Source organism: Roseovarius sp. CH_XMU1461 (assembly GCF_037027165.1).
GTDB lineage: Bacteria > Pseudomonadota > Alphaproteobacteria > Rhodobacterales > Rhodobacteraceae > Roseovarius > Roseovarius nubinhibens.
The window spans coordinates 1-20,201 of record NZ_JAYMDV010000013.1; the positions used below are offsets into that span (position 1 = coordinate 1).

The 20,201-nt window shown below is 60.6% G+C and carries 16 protein-coding genes and 1 tRNA gene; 2 read left to right on the forward strand and 15 right to left on the reverse strand.

From position 1 onward, the window contains the following. Positions 1-159: 159 nt before the first annotated feature. From fusA to rpsL, 3 genes are read right to left on the reverse strand one after another with little or no spacing between them, the layout of a single operon-like run. The gene (fusA, locus tag WA237_RS18405) at positions 160-2,277 is read right to left on the reverse strand and encodes an elongation factor G (protein WP_009812399.1); all 2,118 of its coding nucleotides are present in this window, start codon (positions 2,275-2,277) and stop codon (positions 160-162) included. Positions 2,278-2,298: 21 nt separating this feature from the next. Beyond that, positions 2,299-2,769, reverse strand: coding sequence for a 30S ribosomal protein S7 (rpsG, locus tag WA237_RS18410; RefSeq protein WP_009812400.1), 471 nt, complete (start codon positions 2,767-2,769; stop codon positions 2,299-2,301). A 12-nt stretch (positions 2,770-2,781) separates the two neighbouring features. Further along, positions 2,782-3,153, reverse strand: coding sequence for a 30S ribosomal protein S12 (gene rpsL / locus WA237_RS18415; protein WP_005980675.1), 372 nt, complete (start codon positions 3,151-3,153; stop codon positions 2,782-2,784). Positions 3,154-3,530: 377 nt separating this feature from the next. Between rpsL and WA237_RS18420 the strand changes: the two genes are divergently transcribed. Both WA237_RS18420 and WA237_RS18425 read left to right on the forward strand, forming a co-directional pair. Continuing rightward, entirely contained in the window at positions 3,531-4,352 is an 822-nt protein-coding gene (locus WA237_RS18420) for a putative rhamnosyl transferase (protein ID WP_336099448.1), read from the forward strand. 24 nt (positions 4,353-4,376) lie between these two features. Next, positions 4,377-5,201 (forward strand): glycosyltransferase, encoded by an 825-nt coding sequence (locus WA237_RS18425; protein WP_336099450.1) that lies wholly within the window; start codon positions 4,377-4,379, stop codon positions 5,199-5,201. On the opposite strand, the gene WA237_RS18430 is transcribed toward WA237_RS18425, so the two are convergent. The 12 genes from WA237_RS18430 to WA237_RS18485 all read right to left on the reverse strand — a co-directional run. Then, positions 5,134-6,036, reverse strand: a complete 903-nt coding sequence (locus tag WA237_RS18430) for a DMT family transporter (RefSeq protein WP_009812403.1) — start codon at positions 6,034-6,036, stop codon at positions 5,134-5,136. The two genes, WA237_RS18425 and WA237_RS18430, sit on opposite strands and share 68 nt — an antisense overlap. Positions 6,037-6,210: 174 nt before the next feature. After that, complete coding sequence (rpoC, locus tag WA237_RS18435; protein ID WP_336099452.1) at positions 6,211-10,455, reverse strand: DNA-directed RNA polymerase subunit beta'; 4,245 nt, start codon at positions 10,453-10,455, stop codon at positions 6,211-6,213. 96 nt (positions 10,456-10,551) lie between these two features. Further along, positions 10,552-14,688: a DNA-directed RNA polymerase subunit beta gene (gene rpoB, locus WA237_RS18440; protein ID WP_009812405.1), complete on the reverse strand. Its 4,137-nt coding sequence runs from the start codon at positions 14,686-14,688 to the stop codon at positions 10,552-10,554. A 238-nt stretch (positions 14,689-14,926) separates the two neighbouring features. Then, a complete protein-coding gene (rplL, locus tag WA237_RS18445; protein WP_009812406.1) occupies positions 14,927-15,307 on the reverse strand; it encodes a 50S ribosomal protein L7/L12 in 381 nt (126 codons plus the stop codon). A gap of 73 nt (positions 15,308-15,380) precedes the next feature. Then, on the reverse strand, positions 15,381-15,899 hold the full coding sequence (gene rplJ, locus WA237_RS18450; RefSeq protein ID WP_009812407.1) for a 50S ribosomal protein L10: 519 nt from the start codon (positions 15,897-15,899) through the stop codon (positions 15,381-15,383). A gap of 418 nt (positions 15,900-16,317) precedes the next feature. Then, the gene (rplA, locus tag WA237_RS18455; RefSeq protein ID WP_009812408.1) at positions 16,318-17,016 is read right to left on the reverse strand and encodes a 50S ribosomal protein L1; all 699 of its coding nucleotides are present in this window, start codon (positions 17,014-17,016) and stop codon (positions 16,318-16,320) included. A 1-nt stretch (position 17,017) separates the two neighbouring features. Then, positions 17,018-17,443: a 50S ribosomal protein L11 gene (gene rplK, locus WA237_RS18460; protein ID WP_336099455.1), complete on the reverse strand. Its 426-nt coding sequence runs from the start codon at positions 17,441-17,443 to the stop codon at positions 17,018-17,020. 158 nt (positions 17,444-17,601) lie between these two features. Continuing rightward, positions 17,602-18,135 (reverse strand): transcription termination/antitermination protein NusG, encoded by a 534-nt coding sequence (gene nusG / locus WA237_RS18465; protein ID WP_009812410.1) that lies wholly within the window; start codon positions 18,133-18,135, stop codon positions 17,602-17,604. A gap of 191 nt (positions 18,136-18,326) precedes the next feature. Further along, the gene (gene secE / locus WA237_RS18470) at positions 18,327-18,524 is read right to left on the reverse strand and encodes a preprotein translocase subunit SecE (protein WP_009812411.1); all 198 of its coding nucleotides are present in this window, start codon (positions 18,522-18,524) and stop codon (positions 18,327-18,329) included. Between the two features lie 200 nt (positions 18,525-18,724). After that, positions 18,725-19,600, reverse strand: a complete 876-nt coding sequence (locus WA237_RS18475) for a hypothetical protein (RefSeq protein WP_336099458.1) — start codon at positions 19,598-19,600, stop codon at positions 18,725-18,727. A 231-nt stretch (positions 19,601-19,831) separates the two neighbouring features. Continuing rightward, positions 19,832-19,907 (reverse strand) — tRNA-Trp (locus WA237_RS18480). A 217-nt stretch (positions 19,908-20,124) separates the two neighbouring features. Next, the coding region (locus WA237_RS18485; protein WP_219435318.1) for a hypothetical protein at positions 20,125-20,201 on the reverse strand (77 nt) is incomplete at its 5' end.

Consider the following 20,201-nt stretch of genomic DNA (forward strand, 5'->3'; position numbering starts at 1 on the left):
GTCTTGCCGTGGTCAACGTGACCAATCGTGCCGATGTTCACATGCGGTTTCGTGCGGTCAAACTTTTCCTTTGCCATGATGGCCTCCTTTGTCTTTTCAGGTGGTGGGCGGCGCCCACCCTACAGGTTGGGTAGGGCGGGGCTGACCCCGCCACCCGGATTATGCGTATTTCGCCTGAATCTCTTCCGAGATGTTCGACGGAACCGGATCGTAATGCGAGAACTGCATCGTGAACTGCGCGCGGCCCGAGGACATCGAACGCAGGGTGTTGATGTAGCCGAACATGTTCGCGAGCGGAACATTCGCGTTGATCGCGATGGCGTTGCCGCGCGGCTCTTGGCCCGACACTTGACCGCGACGCGAGGTCAGGTCGCCGATGATGCCACCGGTGTATTCTTCCGGCGTGACAACTTCGACCTTCATGATCGGCTCGAGCAGCTTGGCGCCCGCTTTGCGGAGACCTTCACGCATGCACATACGTGCAGCGATCTCGAAGGCCATGACCGAAGAGTCCACATCGTGGAACTTACCGTCGATCAGCGCGACCTTGAAGTCGATCACGGGGAAGCCCGCGAGCGGACCGCTGTCCATGACGCTCTCGATCCCTTTTTCGACACCGGGGATGTATTCCTTCGGCACCGAACCACCGACGATGCGGCTCTCGAACGAGTAACCTTCACCGGCTTCTGTGGGCGAGATGACCATTTTGACTTCGGCGAACTGACCCGAACCACCCGACTGTTTCTTGTGGGTGTAGGTGTGTTCGATCTCGTGACCGATGGTCTCGCGATAGGCCACCTGGGGGGCACCGATGTTGGCTTCGACCTTGAATTCGCGCTTCAGACGATCGACGAGAATGTCGAGGTGAAGTTCGCCCATGCCTTTCATGATGGTCTGACCGCTTTCGATGTCAGTTTCCACACGGAAGGAGGGGTCTTCGGCCGCCAGACGCTGCAGACCTTGAGACATTTTCTCTTGGTCGTTCTTGGTTTTCGGCTCGACCGCGATCTCGATCACCGGATCGGGGAAGGTCATGGTTTCGAGAACCACGGGCTCTTTCACGTCCGACAGAGTGTCACCGGTGGTGGTGTCTTTCAGACCCGCCAGCGCGATGATGTCGCCTGCAAAGGCTTCTTCGATCTCTTCACGGTTGTTCGAGTGCATCATCATCATACGACCGATGCGCTCTTTCTTGCCTTTGGTCGAGTTCAGAACGGTGTCGCCTTTGTTCAGCACGCCCGAGTAGATGCGCGTGAAGGTCAGCGAGCCCACGAAGGGGTCGTTCATGATCTTGAAGGCCAGGCCCGAGAACGGCATCGCATCGTCTGCACGACGCGGGATGTTCCGAACTTCTTCTTCATCGCCGGGTTTGAAGCCCATGTAGTCGACCACGTCCAGCGGGCTGGGCAGATAATCGATCACAGCGTTGAGAAGCGGCTGAACGCCTTTGTTCTTGAAGGCCGAGCCACCGAGAACCGGCACGAAGCTCAGCGACAGCGTGCCCTTGCGGACCAGCTTGCGGAGCGTCGGGACGTCGGGCTCTTCGCCTTCGAGATAGGCTTCCATCGCGGCGTCGTCCATTTCGACGGCGTTCTCGATGAGCTTGCCACGCCATTCTTCGGCCATGTCCTTGAGGCTGTCGCGGATCGGGGCCTTGACCCAGCTCGCGCCGAGGTCTTCACCCTGCCACAGCCACTCTTCCATGGTCACGAGGTCCAGCAGACCTTCGAGCTCGTTCTCTGCGCCGATCGGGATCGCCACGGGCACGGGGGTCGCGCCGGTGCGGTCTTTGATCATGTGAACGCAGTTGAAGAAGTCCGCGCCGATCTTGTCCATCTTGTTGACGAAGACGATACGCGGAACTTTGTAGCGGTCAGCCTGACGCCACACGGTTTCGGTCTGGGGCTCAACGCCGGCGTTGGCGTCGAGAACAGCAACCGCACCGTCGAGAACCGCCAGCGAACGTTCGACTTCAATGGTGAAGTCCACGTGGCCGGGGGTGTCGATGATGTTCATCCGGTGCTTGGGCGTGTCGGGGGTCTCGCCGTCTTCGGTGCGTTCCCAGAAGGTGGTGGTCGCAGCCGAGGTGATGGTGATCCCGCGTTCCTGCTCCTGCTCCATCCAGTCCATGGTGGCGGCGCCATCATGCACCTCACCGATGTTGTGGGATTTGCCGGTGTAAAACAGGATACGTTCCGAGCAGGTGGTCTTGCCTGCGTCGATATGGGCCATGATACCGAAGTTGCGGTACCGTTCGAGCGGATAATCGCGTGCCATGGGTGTAGTTCCTCTCCGGACTTACCAGCGGTAATGGCTGAAAGCTTTGTTCGCTTCGGCCATCTTGTGGGTATCTTCGCGTTTCTTGACAGCGGAACCGCGCGATTGAACGGCGTCAAGCAGCTCACCGGCGAGGCGCTCTTCCATCGTGTTCTCGTTGCGGGCGCGGCTGGCGGTGATCAGCCAGCGGATCGCCAGCGCTTCACGGCGCTCGGGGCGCACTTCGACGGGAACCTGGTAGGTGGCACCACCCACACGGCGCGAGCGAACCTCGACCGACGGTTTGATGTTGTCCAGGGCTTCGTGGAAGACTTCGACGGGGGCGCGCTTGATCTTGCCTTCAACGCGATCGAGCGCGTTGTAGACGATCTTTTCGGCGACCGATTTCTTACCGTCGATCATCAGGTTGTTCATGAATTTCGTCAGAACCCGGTCACCAAACTTGGCGTCGGGCAGGACTTCGCGTTTTTCAGCAGCGTGACGACGAGACATCTCAGATTCCTCTTACTTAGGACGCTTGGCGCCGTATTTCGAACGACGCTGCTTACGGTCTTTGACGCCCTGGGTATCCAGAACACCACGAAGGATGTGATAGCGCACACCGGGAAGGTCTTTTACACGGCCGCCGCGGATCAGAACAACCGAGTGTTCCTGCAGGTTGTGGCTCTCACCCGGAATGTAGCTGATCACCTCGTAGCCGTTGGTCAGGCGCACCTTGGCGACCTTCCGCATGGCCGAGTTCGGCTTTTTCGGGGTCGTGGTATAGACTCGCGTGCAGACGCCGCGTTTCTGGGGGCACTGCTCGAGGTGCATCGACTTCGAGCGCTTAACTTTGGGCTGCCGCGGCTTGCGGATCAGCTGTTGGATCGTTGGCATTCCGGTCTCTTTCCCGTCTCTCAACACATGTGTTTGCACCAGGCCATGGGCCCTATGCGGTTTCAGTTTCTGCACTTAACGCGTCCGCAAGCACAAATGCCGCAATCGTTTCCATTCCGAGGTAAACGACGCGGTGGGTTCCCAGAGGATCGGGGCGATAAAAGTGCCCGGATCTTGTCCACTAGAATTTTGATATAGGCATTGAGGGCGACCCCCCAGTGCCTGGATGGGGCGCGTATAGGGGGAGTCGGAAGGCTTGTCAACAGCACGCCCCATTTCTCCCTGCCCCCATTCTTCTCCTTACCCCGTCGCGGTATGATCTTGTTCTTGTCATTATTGTCGACGATGGTCGAGCAGGAACAATCAGAGCGGTCGCAATGAACAGTCGTGATATGCAGGTGATCGGGCTTTGCCGGTTTTCCTACCCGGCGCTTGGCGGGTTTCAGGTCGAACATGAAACCATCGCCGAACGCGAGGCCTTTCTCTACGACCCCACCCGGCTCGACGAACGGTTTCGCATGTTCGAGACGATCACCCTGCCGCCGCTGCGCGCCCAGAGCGATCAGAACTTCACCCTCGGCGTGGTGATCGGCACCTCCTTCCCTGACCAGCATCGCGCCCGGCTCGAGGCGCTTCTGGCCGACATCCCGCAGGCGGTGATCATCGCCCGCCCGCCAAAACGCCACCGCCCGGTGATGAAGGAAATCCTGCAAGAGCTGCGCCAGCCGACTGGCCTGCCCTCCTTGCAATTCCGCATGGATGATGACGACGCGGTCAGCATCCATTTCGTCAAACGGCTGCGCGAAGTGGCAGAGGATCTGTCAGGCGTCATCGCCCGCAACCGCTATGTCGGCATTGATTTCAACCAGGGCTATATCGCCCGGATCGACGCCAAGGGCCTGCGCGCCAAACCCTGTGTCGAAGCGCTCTGGACCCCGGCGCTGGCGATGGCCGTCTCACCCCACGCCTCGCGCGGCATCATGAATTTCAGCCATGCCAAACTGACCCGCGTGATGCCGGTGCTGAGCGTCACCGGAGAGGATATGTATATCCGCGGCCATAATGAGTATAATGACTCTCGACAAAAAGACGGGATCAAGCCCGTCCGCGTGCCCCGCGTCACCGAGGAAGACGCCCGACATTTGAAACAGGTATTCAACATTGACCAAGACCATATCCGTGCCGTCCATCGCCGATAGCCACAGCCGCACCGGGGCGCCATCATGCGCGTGATCGGTGTCTGCCGCTTCTCCTACCCGGCCCACGGCGGGTTTCGCCGGATGCACGACAGCCTCGAGGAACGCGAGGCCTATCTCTATGACGACGCGCGCATGGCGCTGCGCTTTTGGCACTTCGAGAGCCTGACCCTGCCCTCGCTCAAGGCCCAAACCAACCCCGAGTTCACCGTGCTGGTCATCATCGGGGAGAACATGCCGAAACACTGGCTCGACCGGCTGCACGAGATCACCGCCCCCCTGCCCCAGCTCAAGATCGTGCCGACCCCGCCGATCAAGCACCGCACCGCGCTCGAACTGGCCATCAAGGCCGAGCTCGGCGACACCGATCAGCCCTCGCTGCAATTTCGCATCGACGATGACGACGCCATCGGCATCGACTTTGTGCAACAGGCCCGGTTTGCGCTCCGCCGCAGCGGTCGTTTCCACCGTGAAACCGGGCGCATGGCCTTTGATTTCAACAACGGGTTCAGCGTCAAACTGTCAGACAGCGGCCTCGCCGTGCGCGCCGAATTCGGCCATTTCCTGTCCTGTGGGCTGGCGGTCTATTTCCCCGCCAAGGACAGCAAGACGGTGATGAACTTCGGCCATCACAAGCTGCATCAGGTGATGCCGATGATGATCCAGCCCGCGCCGCCGATGTATCTGCGCTCGAAACATGACGACAATGATTCCGGCGACAAGTTTCAGCCGCGCAATCTGGTCCCGGCGGACGAGGCGCAAAAAGAGCTGTTCAAAACCCGGTTCAACGTATCCGAGGACCATATTGCAGAGGTGTTCGCCGACCTGTCCGCGCTTCGCGGTAAATCGTGAACACGCCACTGGCGGCCACGATCCCCGCCCCCAGAAGTGTCAGAGGCGCCGGCCATTCGCCAAAGGCAAACCAGCCCAGCGCCAGCGCCCAGAGCAGCCCGGTGTATCTGAACGGCGCGGTAAAGGATATCTCTCCCACCCGCATCACCATGATCGAAAACAGATAGCCACAGAAGATCGACCCTGAAGTCAGCGTCAGCAGCAGCGCCTCGCGCCCGCTGATCGGCGCCCAGTCCACCCCCGTGCTGACCACGCCATAGACCAGCGTGATCGCCACGGTCGTCACCCACGTCACCAGCATCGAGGGCGTCTCGCGTGACAACCGGCGCGTCGAGAGATCGCGCACCGTGACGAAACAGACCGCAATCAGCCCGTAGATCGAATAGATCGTGAACCCTTCCGCCCCGGGCCGCACGATGAGCATCACGCCGATAAAACCGATGACAATGGCCACCAGACGCTTCCAGCCAAAGCCCTCGCCCAGAAACAGTGCCGCCGCCAGCGCCAGCACCAGGGGCAGCGCCTGCAGGATCGCCGTGATATTGGCGAGCGGCATATGGCTGAGCGCGGTGAGAAAGAAATAGGTGGCACAGATCTCCGCGCCTGTGCGCAGCGCCACAAACACCCGATCCCGCGGCGCGATCCGCCCGCTGAACGCCCCCATCCGCCACGCCAGCAGGCTCACCGCCGTCGTGGTCAGCGCACCCCGCAGGAAGATGAGCTGCACCACGGGCACCTGCCCGGTCATCATCTTCATAAACATGTCGTTGATGGTAAAGGCGGCCATCGACGCCATCATCAACAGCGCCCCTTTCAGATTGTCGGAAATGGCCATGGCGTCCTCCTGCCCTCGCGTCATTTCTCAAAGCAAACGCCGCCAGTGGCAAGGTACGAATTGTATCCATCACCGACTTGGCACAATCCGCTACTGGGACAGCAGAGGCCAAGACTCAAAAAGAAAGGGCCCCGCCGATGTGGCGAGGCCCCCGTTTTTCTCAGATCGCTTGGATCAGCTGTCGCGGCTTTCCGGCGTTTCCACCAGATTGTCGAACGCATCGCCACCGACCACGTCTTCCTGAACCGGAGCGGCCAGCGCGGCGGCCGCTTCGGCCTCCTCGCGACGCGCTTCGATCACGACATTGTCGCGGCCCTGCGCGATGTGACGCATCTCTTGCGTCGCACCACCGGTGCCCGCCGGGATCAACCGGCCAACGATGACGTTCTCTTTCAGACCAACCAGCTTGTCGCGCTTGCCCTGAACCGATGCCTCGGTGAGCACGCGGGTCGTTTCCTGGAACGAGGCCGCCGAGATGAAGCTGCGGGTCTGCAGCGACGCCTTGGTGATCCCGAGCAGGATCGGCTCGCCCTGAGCCGGACGTTTGCCCCGATCGAGCGCCTTCTGGTTGGCCGCGTCGAACTCGGCCTTGTCCACATGCTCGCCTTTGAGAAGCGTAGTGTCCCCGCTGTCGAGGATTTCCCACTTCTGCAGCATCTGACGCACGATCACTTCGATATGCTTGTCGTTGATCTTCACGCCTTGCAGACGATAGACGTCCTGGACCTCGTCGATCATGTAATCCGCCAGCGCTTCGACACCCATGATGGACAGGATGTCATGCGGTGCCGGGTTGCCGTCCATGATGTAATCGCCCTTCTGGACATAGTCACCTTCCTGAACAGGAATGTGCTTGCCCTTGGGCACCATGTACTCGACGGTTTCCATGGTCTCGTCGGCCGGTTCGATGCTGATGCGACGCTTGTTCTTGTAGTCGCGACCATAGCGAACATAGCCGTCGATCTCCGCGATGATGGCGTGATCCTTGGGGCGACGTGCCTCAAAGAGTTCGGCCACACGCGGCAGACCACCGGTGATGTCCTTGGTCTTGGCGCCTTCACGCGGAATACGCGCCACGACGTCACCCGCCTTGATCGGATCACCATCCTCGATCGAGAGGATCGCATCCACCGACATCGGATAGGTCACCGGGTTGCCCGCTTCATTGCGGACCGGCTCACCATCCTCACCCATGACGATGATCTCAGGCTTGAGCTCATTGCCCTTGGGCGCCGCACGCCAGTCAACCACGATCTTCTGGGTCATGCCGGTCGCGTCATCGGTTTCGTCACGCACGGCCACACCGGTCACCAGGTCCACGAATTTCGCGGTACCCGACTTCTCGGCGATGATCGGCAGGGTATAGGGATCCCATTCGAAGAGCTTGTCGCCGCGGGACACTTTCTGCCCTTCGGTGACATGCAGGCGCGAGCCATAGCCGATCTTGTGGCTGGCCAGCTCACGCTCGCCATCGCCCATGATCTTGAGCTTCATATTCCGGCCCATGACCAGCGTCTCACCGAGCGAGTTCTCGAGCGTTGTGGCGCTCTCGAACACGACCGTGCCCTCCTGGCTTGCTTCCAGGAACGACTGTTGGCCACCCTGCGCAACGCCCCCGATGTGGAAGGTCCGCATCGTCAGCTGTGTCCCGGGTTCCCCGATCGACTGCGCCGCGATGATGCCCACCGCTTCGCCTTCGTTGACCATCGTGCCGCGCGCCAGGTCACGACCATAGCACATGGCACAGACGCCATCCTCGGCCTCACAGGTGAGCGGGCTGCGGATGCGCGCGGATTGCACCGCGGCCTCCTCGATCGCATCAGCGGTGAGCTCGTCGATGAGCTGGCCTTCGGCCACGATGACCTCTTCGGTCCCCGGCTTGAGGATATCCTCGGCCGCAACACGGCCCAGAACACGCTCGCCAAGGCTCGCCACGACTTCGCCGTCATTGACCGCCGGCTCTGCGGTGATCGCGCGGTCGGTGCCGCAATCATGCTCGCGCACGATGCAGTCCTGCGCCACGTCCACCAGACGGCGGGTCAGATAGCCCGAGTTCGCGGTTTTCAGAGCCGTATCCGACAGACCTTTCCGCGCCCCGTGGGTCGAGTTGAAGTATTCAAGAACGGTCAGACCTTCCTTGAAGTTCGAGATGATCGGCGTCTCGATGATGTCGCCATTCGGCTTCGCCATCAGGCCGCGCATCCCGCCCAGCTGCTTCATCTGCGTGACCGAGCCACGCGCACCGGAGTGGGCCATCATATAGACCGAGTTCGGCTCGAGCTCGACACCGTTCTCGTCGGTTTTCGACGCCGAGATCGTGCCCATCATGGCTTCGGTGACATGGTCGTTACATTTCGACCAGGCATCGACCACCTTGTTGTACTTTTCGCCCTGAGTGATCAGGCCGTCCATGTACTGCTGCTCAAAGCCTTTGACCTGCTCGCGCGTCTCGTTGACGATGCTCCACTTGTCATCGGGAATGACCATGTCGTCCTTGCCGAACGAGATGCCCGCCTTGAACGCTTCGCGGAACCCCATCGCCATGATCTGGTCACAGAAGATGACCGATTCCTTCTGACCGCAATAGCGGTAGACGGTATCGATGACCTGCTGCACTTCTTTCTTGCGCAGCAGACGGTTGACGAGGCTGAACGGTGCCTTGGCGTTCTTCGGCAGAAGCGCGCCAAGACGGACCCGGCCCGGCGTGGTCTCGATACGGGTAATGAACTCGTTGCCCTCGGCATCGATCTGCGGAACCCGCGCGGTGACCTTGGCATGCAGATGCACTTCGCCCGCGTCCAGAGCGTGCTGAACCTCGTCGATCGACGCGAACGACATGCCCTCGCCCTTCATGCCTTCGCGTTGCAGCGAGGCATAATAGAGACCAAGGATCATATCCTGCGACGGAACGATGATCGGCGCGCCGTTGGCCGGCGACAGAACGTTGTTCGTCGACATCATCAGAACCCGCGCCTCGAGCTGGGCCTCAAGGCTCAGCGGCACGTGAACGGCCATCTGGTCGCCGTCAAAGTCAGCGTTGAAGGCCGAGCAGACCAGCGGGTGCAGCTGGATCGCCTTCCCTTCGATCAGCGTGGGTTCGAACGCCTGAATACCCAGACGGTGCAGCGTCGGCGCCCGGTTGAGCATGACGGGGTGTTCACGGATCACCTCATCGAGAATATCCCAAACCTCGGGACGTTCCTTCTCCACCAGCTTCTTCGCCTGTTTCACCGTGCTGCTGAGACCTTTGGCCTCGAGCCGCGAATAGATGAAGGGCTTGAACAGCTCGAGCGCCATCTTCTTCGGCAGACCGCACTGATGCAGCTTGAGCTCGGGACCGGTCACAATGACCGAACGACCCGAAAAGTCGACCCGCTTACCCAAAAGGTTCTGACGGAAACGACCCTGCTTGCCTTTGAGCATATCCGACAGCGATTTCAGCGGGCGCTTGTTGGCACCGGTGATCACGCGGCCACGACGGCCGTTGTCGAACAGCGCATCGACCGATTCCTGCAGCATCCGCTTTTCGTTGCGCACGATGATATCGGGCGCACGCAGTTCGATCAGCCGCTTGAGACGGTTGTTCCGGTTGATCACCCGGCGATACAGGTCGTTGAGGTCGGAAGTCGCGAAACGGCCCCCATCCAGCGGCACCAGCGGGCGCAGTTCTGGCGGGATCACCGGGATCACCGTCATCACCATCCACTCGGGACGGTTGCCGCTCTCGAGGAAGCTCTCGACCACTTTCAGACGCTTGATGATCTTCTTGGGCTTGAGCTCGCCAGTGGCTTCGGCGAGATCCGCGCGCAGCTGCTCGGCCTCGGCTTCGAGGTCGATCTGGGCCAGCATGTCACGAATGGCTTCGGCACCGATATTGGCGGTGAACGCATCGGCGCCATAGGCGTCCTGGGCGTCCATGAACTCTTCTTCCGAGAGCATCTGGCCATAGGTCAGGTCGGTGAGACCCGGCTCGATCACCACATAATTCTCGAAATAGAGCACACGCTCGAGATCGCGCAGCGTCATGTCCAGCATCAGGCCGATGCGCGAGGGCAGCGACTTGAGGAACCAGATATGGGCGCAGGGCGCGGCCAGCTCGATATGGCCCATACGCTCGCGGCGGACCTTCTGCAGCGTGACTTCCACACCGCATTTCTCGCAGACGACGCCGCGATATTTCATGCGCTTATATTTGCCGCAGAGGCATTCGTAATCCTTGATCGGGCCAAAGATACGCGCACAGAACAGACCGTCACGCTCGGGCTTGAACGTGCGGTAGTTGATGGTTTCCGGCTTTTTGATCTCACCGTAGGACCAGCTGAGAATACGCTCAGGGCTGGCCAGGCTCACACGGATTTCATCGAAAACCTGTGCGGGCGCGTTCGGGTTGAACGGGTTGTTTGTCAGTTCCTGGTTCATTTTGATGTCCTCAAATTTCGTGCGGTGGGTCGGCGTGGGCCCGGTTTCTTGGGCAAGAAACCGGGCCGGAAACTTTGCAAGTTTCCGGTGGCGCCGTTACTCGTCACCCTCCGCATCCAGGAGTTCCATGTTGAGGCCGAGGCCGCGAACCTCTTTCACGAGAACGTTGAAGCTCTCGGGCACACCGGCCTCAAAGTTATCTTCGCCTTTGACGATCGATTCATAGACCTTGGTCCGGCCCGCCACGTCATCCGACTTCACGGTCAGCATTTCCTGCAGGGTGTAGGCGGCGCCATAGGCTTCGAGAGCCCAGACTTCCATCTCCCCGAACCGCTGACCACCGAACTGCGCCTTACCGCCCAGCGGCTGCTGGGTGACGAGGCTGTAGGGCCCGGTAGACCGCGCGTGGATCTTGTCGTCCACCAGGTGGTGCAGCTTGAGCAGGTATTTGACACCCACCGTCACCGGACGGGCGAATTGCTCACCCGAGCGACCGTCGAACAGCACCGACTGACCCGAGGTGTCGAAACCAGCCCGGCGCAGCGCGTCGTTGACATCGGCCTCTTTGGCCCCGTCGAAGACCGGCGTTGCGATCGGAACACCACGGGTCACATTGCCCGCAGCCTCGACCAGCTGACCTTCGTCCATGCCTGCGATGCCTTCGTCATAGACCTCTTCACCATAGGCCAGCTTCATCGCCTCACGCACCGGCGTCAGGTCGCCCGAGCGCCGGTAATCCTGCAGCGCTTCGTCGATCTGGACACCAAAGCCACGCGCGGCCCAGCCCATGTGGGTTTCGAGGATCTGACCGACGTTCATCCGGCTCGGAACCCCCAGCGGGTTGAGGCAGATATCGACCGGCGTCCCATCCGCGAGGAACGGCATGTCCTCCATCGGCACGACTTTCGACACCACACCCTTGTTCCCGTGACGACCGGCCATCTTGTCGCCCGGCTGAAGCTTGCGCTTCACCGCGATGAAGACCTTGACCATCTTCATCACACCCGGCGGCAGATCATCGCCGCGGCGCACTTTCTCGACCTTGTCCTCGAACCGGGCATCGAGCGCGCGTTTCTGCGCCTCATACTGCTCGTTCAGGGCCTCGACGATCTGTGCGTCCTGCTCGTCCTTGAGGGCAAGCTGCCACCACTGACCCTTGCTCAGCGTCTCGAGAAGCTCTTCGGTGATGTCCGAATTCGCCTTGACGCCTTTCGGGCCTTTGACCGCGACCTTGCCGAGGATCATCGACTTGAGACGCGCATAGATGTTGCGCTCGAGGATCGCCAGCTCGTCGTCCCGGTCACGGGCCAGACGTTCGACTTCCTCACGCTCGATCTGCAGCGCACGCTCGTCTTTTTCCACACCATGGCGGTTGAAGACGCGCACTTCCACGACCGTACCGAAATCGCCCGGCTTGACGCGCAGCGAGGTGTCGCGCACATCCGAGGCTTTCTCGCCAAAGATGGCACGCAGAAGCTTTTCTTCCGGTGTCATCGGGCTCTCGCCCTTCGGCGTGATCTTACCCACGAGGATATCGCCCGGCTCCACATCGGCGCCGATATAGACGATGCCCGCCTCGTCGAGGTTGCGCAGGGCTTCCTCGCCGACGTTCGGGATGTCGCGGGTGATCTCTTCCGGCCCAAGCTTGGTGTCACGGGCCGCGACTTCGAATTCCTCGATATGCACCGAGGTAAAGACGTCATCACGCGCCATGCGCTCCGAGATCAGGATCGAGTCTTCGAAGTTATAGCCATTCCACGGCATGAACGCGACGACCACGTTCCGACCGACGGCCAGTTCGCCCATATCGGTGGCCGGACCATCGGCGACAACTTCGCCCTTGATCACGGTGTCACCCACCTTCACCAGAGGCTTCTGGTTGATACAGCTGTTCTGGTTCGACCGCTGGAACTTGCGCAGACGATAGATGTCGACGCCCGGATCGCCCGGCTCGAGATCCTCGGTGGCGCGCACAACGATACGCTGGGCATCGACCTGGTCGATGATCCCGGCGCGTTTCGCCATGATCGCCGCCCCCGAATCGCGGGCCACGACGCCCTCGATCCCGGTCCCGACAAGCGGCGCCTCTGCCTGCAGCAGCGGCAGCGCCTGACGCATCATGTTCGAGCCCATCAGGGCGCGGTTGGCGTCGTCGTTTTCAAGGAACGGGATGAGCGAGGCCGCAACCGACACCAACTGTTTCGGGCTCACGTCGATCAGGTCAACATTCTCGATCGGCGACAGCGTGTATTCGCCCGCCTGACGGGTGTTGACCATCTCGTTCACAAAGCGGCCGGTCTCGTCGATATTCGCGTTGGCCTGCGCCACAACGTGACGCTGCTCTTCGGTGGCGGACATGTATTGCACATTATCCGTCACCTGACCGTCCACGACGCGACGATAGGGCGTTTCGATAAAGCCGTATTTGTTGACGCGGGCAAAGGTCGCCAGCGAGTTGATGAGACCAATGTTCGGGCCTTCCGGCGTTTCAATCGGGCACATCCGGCCATAGTGGGTGGCGTGAACGTCACGCACCTCAAAGCCGGCACGCTCACGGGTCAGACCGCCCGGCCCAAGCGCCGAAAGACGACGCTTATGCGTCACTTCCGAGAGAGGGTTGGTCTGGTCCATGAACTGCGACAGCTGGCTCGAGCCAAAGAATTCACGCACCGCAGCCGCCGCCGGCTTGGCGTTGATCAGATCCTGCGGCATCACCGTGTCGATCTCGACCGACGACATGCGTTCCTTGATCGCGCGCTCCATGCGGAGCAGGCCAACGCGGTACTGGTTCTCCATCAGCTCGCCGACCGAACGCACCCGGCGGTTGCCGAGGTGGTCGATGTCGTCGATGTCGCCCTTGCCGTCGCGCAGCTCGACCAGGGCCTTGATGCAGGCCACGATGTCTTCGCGGTCGAGGGTCCGTTGCGTGTCCGGCTTGTCGAGCGCCAGACGCATGTTCATCTTCACCCGGCCAACCGCCGAGAGATCATAGCGTTCGCTATCGAAGAACAGCGTGTCGAACAGCGCCGAGGCCGCATCGACGGTGGGCGGTTCGCCCGGACGCATGACGCGATAGATATCCATGAGCGCGCTTTCGCGGTTCATGTTCTTGTCCTGCGCCATGGTGTTGCGCATGTAGGGGCCGACATTGATGTTGTCGATGTCGAGAACCGGGATATCGGTGATACCGGCATCGATCAGCTCTTTGAGCGTGCCGCCAATGATGTCGCCATCCTTGTCGCGCTCGAGCGTCAGCTCGTCGCCCGCTTCGACATAGATCGCGCCGTTTTCTTCATTGATGATGTCCCGCGCCACGAACTTGCCGACGATATGCTCGAAGGGCACCAGAAGCTCGGTCACTTGGCCTTCGTCGATCAGTTTCTTGACCGCGCGCGGCGTGACTTTCTTGGAGGCTTCGGCAATCACTTCGCCGGTATTGGCGTCGACCAGATCAAAGGTCGGACGGGTGCCGCGCACGCGCTCGGGGAAGAACTTGGTGACCCAGCCCTTGTTCTTCTTCAGCTTGAATTCGACCGTGTCGTAATAGGCATCCATGATGCCCTCTTGGTCGAGGCCCAGCGCATAGAGCAGCGTCGTCACCGGCAGTTTGCGGCGACGGTCGATACGGGCAAAGACGATGTCCTTGGCGTCGAATTCGAAATCGAGCCAGGAGCCGCGATAGGGGATGATCCGGCAGGCAAAGAGAAGCTTGCCCGAGGAATGGGTTTTGCCCTTGTCGTGGTCAAAGAACACGCCCGGCGAACGGTGCATCTGGCTGACGATCACGCGCTCGGTGCCGTTGACCACGAAGGTGCCGTTCGGCGTCATCAGGGGCATGTCGCCCATGAACACGTCTTGTTCCTTGATATCCTTGACCGATTTGGCCCCGGTGTCTTCGTCCACATCGAACACGATCAGACGCAGCGTCACCTTGAGAGGCGCGCTGTAGGTCATGTCGCGTTGCATACATTCTTCAACGTCGTATTTCGGCTTTTCGAGCTCGTAATCGACGAATTCGATCACGCTGGTCTCGTTGAAATCCGAAATCGGGAAGACCGATTGGAAGACGCCTTTGATGCCTTCGCCGTCCATCGGCTGGGGCTGGTCGCCGGAATTCAGGAAAAGATCATACGAGGATTTCTGCACCTCGATGAGGTTCGGCATCTCGAGGACTTCACGGATTTTGCCGAAATATCTGCGCAAACGTTTTTGGCCAAGGTAGGTCTGAGCCATATGTCTGGTCACCTTTCATTTCTCGCTGGGTGCAGCTGCCGTCGGGCCCCGGCACCACACCCATCAGAGACAACGGGTTCGATCTATTCCCGGCGCGTGTCCCACCACGTGCCTCCCGATCGAAGAACCTCGTCTTAGAGAACCCCCGCCCCGGCAGGGGCTCTCTGAGACAGGTTCGGCTGAGCCCGGAAAACCGGACCCAGCCTTTAGAAATCGTTGCGGGTCACCCCGGCGCCGATTACTTGAGTTCCACCTCGGCGCCAGCTGCTTCCAGCTTGCCTTTGATGTCCTCGGCTTCGTCTTTCGAGACTTGCTCTTTGACGGCTTTGCCGCCAGCTTCGACGAGCTCTTTGGCTTCTTTGAGGCCCAGGCCGGTGATGGCGCGGACTTCTTTGATCACGTTGATTTTCGACGCACCGGCCGATTTCAGGATCACGTCGAATTCGGTTTGCTCTTCAGCAGCTGCGCCACCGGCGTCGCCGCCAGCTGCGGCAACCATCACAGCGCCGCCAGCAGCGGGCTCGATGCCGTATTCGTCTTTCAGGATGGTTTTCAGTTCTTGTGCTTCGAGAAGCGTCAGACCAACGATCTCTTCAGCGAGTTTTTTCAGATCAGCCATTGTATCAGCTCTTTCCGTTTACAGATTGTGTTCCAACGTCAGGGGTTACCCTACGCAGGCCATGTCAGTTGCCTTAGGCGGCTTCCGCCTTTTCCTCGATAGTCGAGAGGATGCTCGCGATGTTCGAAGCAGGGGCGCCAATCGCACCGGCAATGTTCGAAGCAGGCGCGGCGATGCAGCCAACGATCGAAGCAATAAGCTCCTCACGCGACGGCATTTTCGACACGGCTTCAACACCAGCCCGGTCCAGAGCGTTCTCACCCATAGCCCCGCCAAGGATTTCAAACTTCTTGTTGTCCTTGGCGAAACCTTCGGCGACCTTGGCTGCTGCCACGGGGTCTTCCGAAAAGGTCAGAACGGTCATGCCCGAAAGATAGTCAGCAATGCTTGCGCAGGGCTTTCCGTCAAGGGCGATCTTGGCGAGCCTGTTCTTGGCGACACGAACGGATGCTTCGGCTTCGCGCGCGCGCGACCGGAGATCCTGCATCTCGGCAACTGTCAGGCCTTCGTAATGTGCTACCACTACGACGCCAGAGCTTTCGAAGATCTGGCCGAGTTCCTCGACCACTTTCTCTTTCTGGGCTCTATCCACAGTTTCACTCCAATTATGGGGGTTGCCCCCCGGCTCAGTTCCACCGGACGCAAACGTCCGGCAATCATGTCCGATTTACGGGGCATCGCCAATTCGCCCGAGGAGACCCCCGGCCAATCTTGTCGTTTCCCGTCTCTGGCAGGAGATTAAGGGCCGAAGCCCACCCACCGTCTTGGACGAATCATCAGGCTGCCACGCAACACGCGGCAACCCGACGAATTGTGCATCTAGTCGTATTTATCCCGAATGTGAAGGGGCAAACCGGAATGCAGGCAAAAATCCTGGTCCTTCGCCACGCTCTGGCGGGCTCTGGCATAAAATAGGGGCGCGTCAGCCCAAAACAAGGGCCAAAACAAGAGCCCCCAAACGCAACAGGCCCCCGTCTCCGGGGGCCTGCGCAAATCATCTGAAGATCAGATCACTCGGTCGCGGCGGTGGCCACGTCGATGGTGACGCCCGGACCCATGGTCGAGGTCAGCGAGATCTTCTTCATATAGGCACCCTTGGCGCCCGACGGCTTGGCCTTGGCCACTGCGTTGATGAAGGCACGCACGTTCTCGACGAGCTTGGCTTCGTCAAAGGACGCTTTGCCAACGCCTGCATGCACAACACCGGCTTTCTCGGCCTTGAACTGCACTTCACCGCCCTTGGCGCCTTTGACAGCCTGCGCGACATCCATGGTCACGGTGCCGACCTTGGGGTTCGGCATCAGGTTGCGGGGGCCGAGAACCTTACCCAGACGGCCGACGATCGGCATCATGTCCGGGGTGGCAATGCAGCGATCAAAATCGATCGTGCCGTTTTGCACGGTTTCCATCAGGTCTTCGGCACCAACGATATCGGCACCGGCTTCCTTGGCTTCGTCCGCTTTCGCGCCACGGGCAAAGACCGCCACGCGGACGTCTTTACCAGTGCCGTTCGGCAGGCCGATCACGCCGCGGACCATCTGGTCTGCGTGGCGCGGGTCAACACCGAGGTTGACAGCGATCTCGATGGTTTCGTCGAACTTGGCTTTGGCATTGGCCTTGACCAGTGCAACCGCCTCTTCGACGCTCAGGTTTTCTTTGCCGGCGAATGCTTCGCGTGCGGCGCGTGCGCGTTTACCCAGTTTTGCCATCTTACTTCACCTCGATGCCCATGGAACGCGCGCTGCCCTGAATGATCTTCATGGCGGCTTCGACGTCGTTTGCGTTCAGGTCTTTCCACTTGGCTTCTGCGATTTCACGCAGCTGCTTGGCGGTGACGGTTGCCACGGTTTCACGACCGGGGGTTTTCGCACCCGATTTGATCTTGGCGGCTTTTCTCAGGTAGTAGGACGCGGGCGGCGTCTTGATGTCCATTTCAAAGGACTTGTCCTGATAATAGGTGATCACGGTCGGGCACGGTGCACCGGGCTCCATGTCCTGCGTCTTGGCGTTGAACGCCTTGCAGAATTCCATGATGTTGATGCCGCGCTGACCCAGTGCGGGGCCGACGGGGGGCGACGGGTTCGCCTGACCGGCGGGCACTTGCAGCTTCATCTTGCCTGCGAGCTTCTTGGCCATTGGCCTTCTCCTTTTCAACTCCCTCAGGGCGCGCCCCTCGGGATCTTGCGTTGTGTGGTTCGGTCCGGCGGCCGCGGCCCCCTCGCCTCCCACATGAAACCTCGGGACCTATGGCCCAAGGGCTGCCCGCCGCGAAACCCGCGAAGGGCCTACCGAGATCAGCCCTGTTTGGCGACCTGGGTAAATTCCAGCTCGACCGGGGTTTCCCGGCCAAAGATCGACACCGTGACCTTGAGGCGCTGATTGTCGTCATCCACCTCTTCGACCATGCCGTCAAAGCCCTCGAAGGGCCCGTCGTTGACCTTGACCTTCTCGCCCACTTCAAAGTGGATGAGCGTCCGCGGCGTTTCTTCGCCTTCCTGAACGCGGTTGAGGATCGCATTGACCTCGGCATCGCGCATCGGCATCGGACGGCCCTGCGGCCCAAGGAAGCCGGTGACGCGGTTGATCGAGTTGATCAGGTGATAGCCCTGATCCGACATTTCCATATGCACCAGCACATAGCCGGGCATGAAACGGCGCTCTGTGGTCACTTTCTTGCCACGGCGCACCTCGATCACCTCTTCGGTGGGCACCAGAACCTCGTCAATCTCATCCTCGAGCGCCTGCTCGGTGACGGACTGCCTGATCTGCTCGGCGATTTTCTTTTCAAAATTCGAGAGCACGCTCACCGAATACCACCGCTTTGCCATCGACCAACTTCCTCGGATCATCCGGCGCCAAGGCCAGACCTTAATTTCATTCAACAAGGGCGGCTGACCCGCCCTTCCGACACCATAAATCGACGCGCAGCTCGAATCGCCGCGCGCCAGTGTCAGGGATAAAGCGCGGCTTACCGCCCCTGCCCTGCAATTTCAAGTGCGCGCGAGGAAATTCAGCCTGCTTAGCCGAAGAGCCCCAGCACCGAGGTCAGCCCGGTGCGGATGCCCAGATCCACCAAGGCAAAGAAAATCGCCGTCAAAGTGGCCATGATGAATACCATCACCGTGGTCAGGAATACCTCGCGGCGCGTCGGCCAAACAACCTTGGCGACTTCCGAGCGGACTTGCTGAATGAATTGGAACGGATTGGTACGGGCCATTTGCGATCACGTCTTCCCTATTTGCTTGGCTCGCACATACTGGGGCGGGCCGCGCTTTTCAAGGGCTGATGCCGGGGATCCGCTGCGGCGGTCCTAGAGGGCACCTCCACAGGGCACCCTGAGGCATCACGCCAAGGCTTGCGGCCCGGCGCAGCCACTGGCACGCCGGACCCTACTCCCCCACCACGGCGAACGCGCCCTCAGGAGGGCGCGCGCGTCAGTTTTTCAAACGGATCGGGCAGATCGCCCACATCGTCCGGGTCGAGCGCCGCGGCGCTGAAATCCGGCAGCGCCAGACGTTCGGCCCAGCTGCTCGGCAGCCGGTCGAGCCAGCCATCGACCCGCTCAGCCAGACGATCCATGCGCCGCCGCATGAGCTCGGCCCGGTCCGGGCGCCGCGCCTTGAGCCAGCGATAGAGCCGCCCAAAGGCCTCGTGAAAGCTGCCCTTGCCGACAATCGCCACGAACATCACAAAGCCCCAGACCGCCAGCGCCAGCCAGAGCACGAGAAACATCGGCCAGACCAGAAGCAGCAGGGCAAACCCGGCATAGGCCACCGGCCGCAGCCAGCGCGGCTGACGATCATCGCGCGGCTCTGCATCGCTGCGAAGCTTCAACGTTTTGAATCGGCTCAGCGAGAACCGCGCCCGCGCCCGCGTGGTCGTCGGAGCCGCGACAGCCTCTGCGCGGGCCTTGCGTGGTGTTGCGCTCTTCACTGGGGACTTCACTGGGCTCTTCACTAGGCTCTCAACCGGGCCCGCCGCGACCGGCGTCGCGCGCTTGCGCAGACGACCCGCCAGCGAACCGGCCAGCGATCCAGCCAGCGACCCGCCCTGCCCGGCGCTATCTTCCGCCTCCGCAGCCGGGGCCAGTTCCGGAAATACTTTACCGACCCGTTTTTGACGACGACGCTTCAATTGCTCCTGCTGATCCTCGGTGAGGATCGCGCGGATAATCGCATCGGTTTCTTCATCTGAAATAACTTGGCCCGGGCTCTCGAGAGGATCGAGACGCAGACCAGGGCGCAGCGCCAGCTTGCTCAGCTCGCTTGCCTGCAGGTCATGAGATAGCGCCATGGCAGCACAAAATCCTATATAAGCGCCCCCACGCTTCCCACACGGAATCCCCCCGGACCCCGCGCGATTAAAGCCATGCTACGGCACGATTTGGGCAAAATTGTGGCAAACGCGACGAAATTTAGATGCGCGTGACGGGATTTTGGCGAAACCATCCTGAGACTGTGGCCAGCGCAAATGCGCCCTGCACCCGAAGCCGGGCCAGTCAAACGATCATCAAACTTGAGGAAATGGCAGGGGCACCAGGGCTCGAACCCGGGACCTACGGTTTTGGAGACCGTCGCTCTACCAACTGAGCTATACCCCTACTGCGCGACAGCGTTTACGAAACGGGCCCGCGCTTTGCAAGACAGAATCCACCGCTTTCGGTGACTTCTTTCCCGTGCTGCGCGATTTTTCGCAGCCCATCCGGACCACAGTCGCGATACCGTCGCTTTACCGACGTGTTACCGACAGGCCATTTTACACGAAAAAAGCGCCCCCGCAGGGGCGCTTTCCAAATCCCAGGCGATAAAGCCCTGAAATTATTCGATGATTTTCGAGACGACGCCAGCGCCGACGGTACGACCGCCTTCACGGATGGCGAAGCGCAGACCGTCTT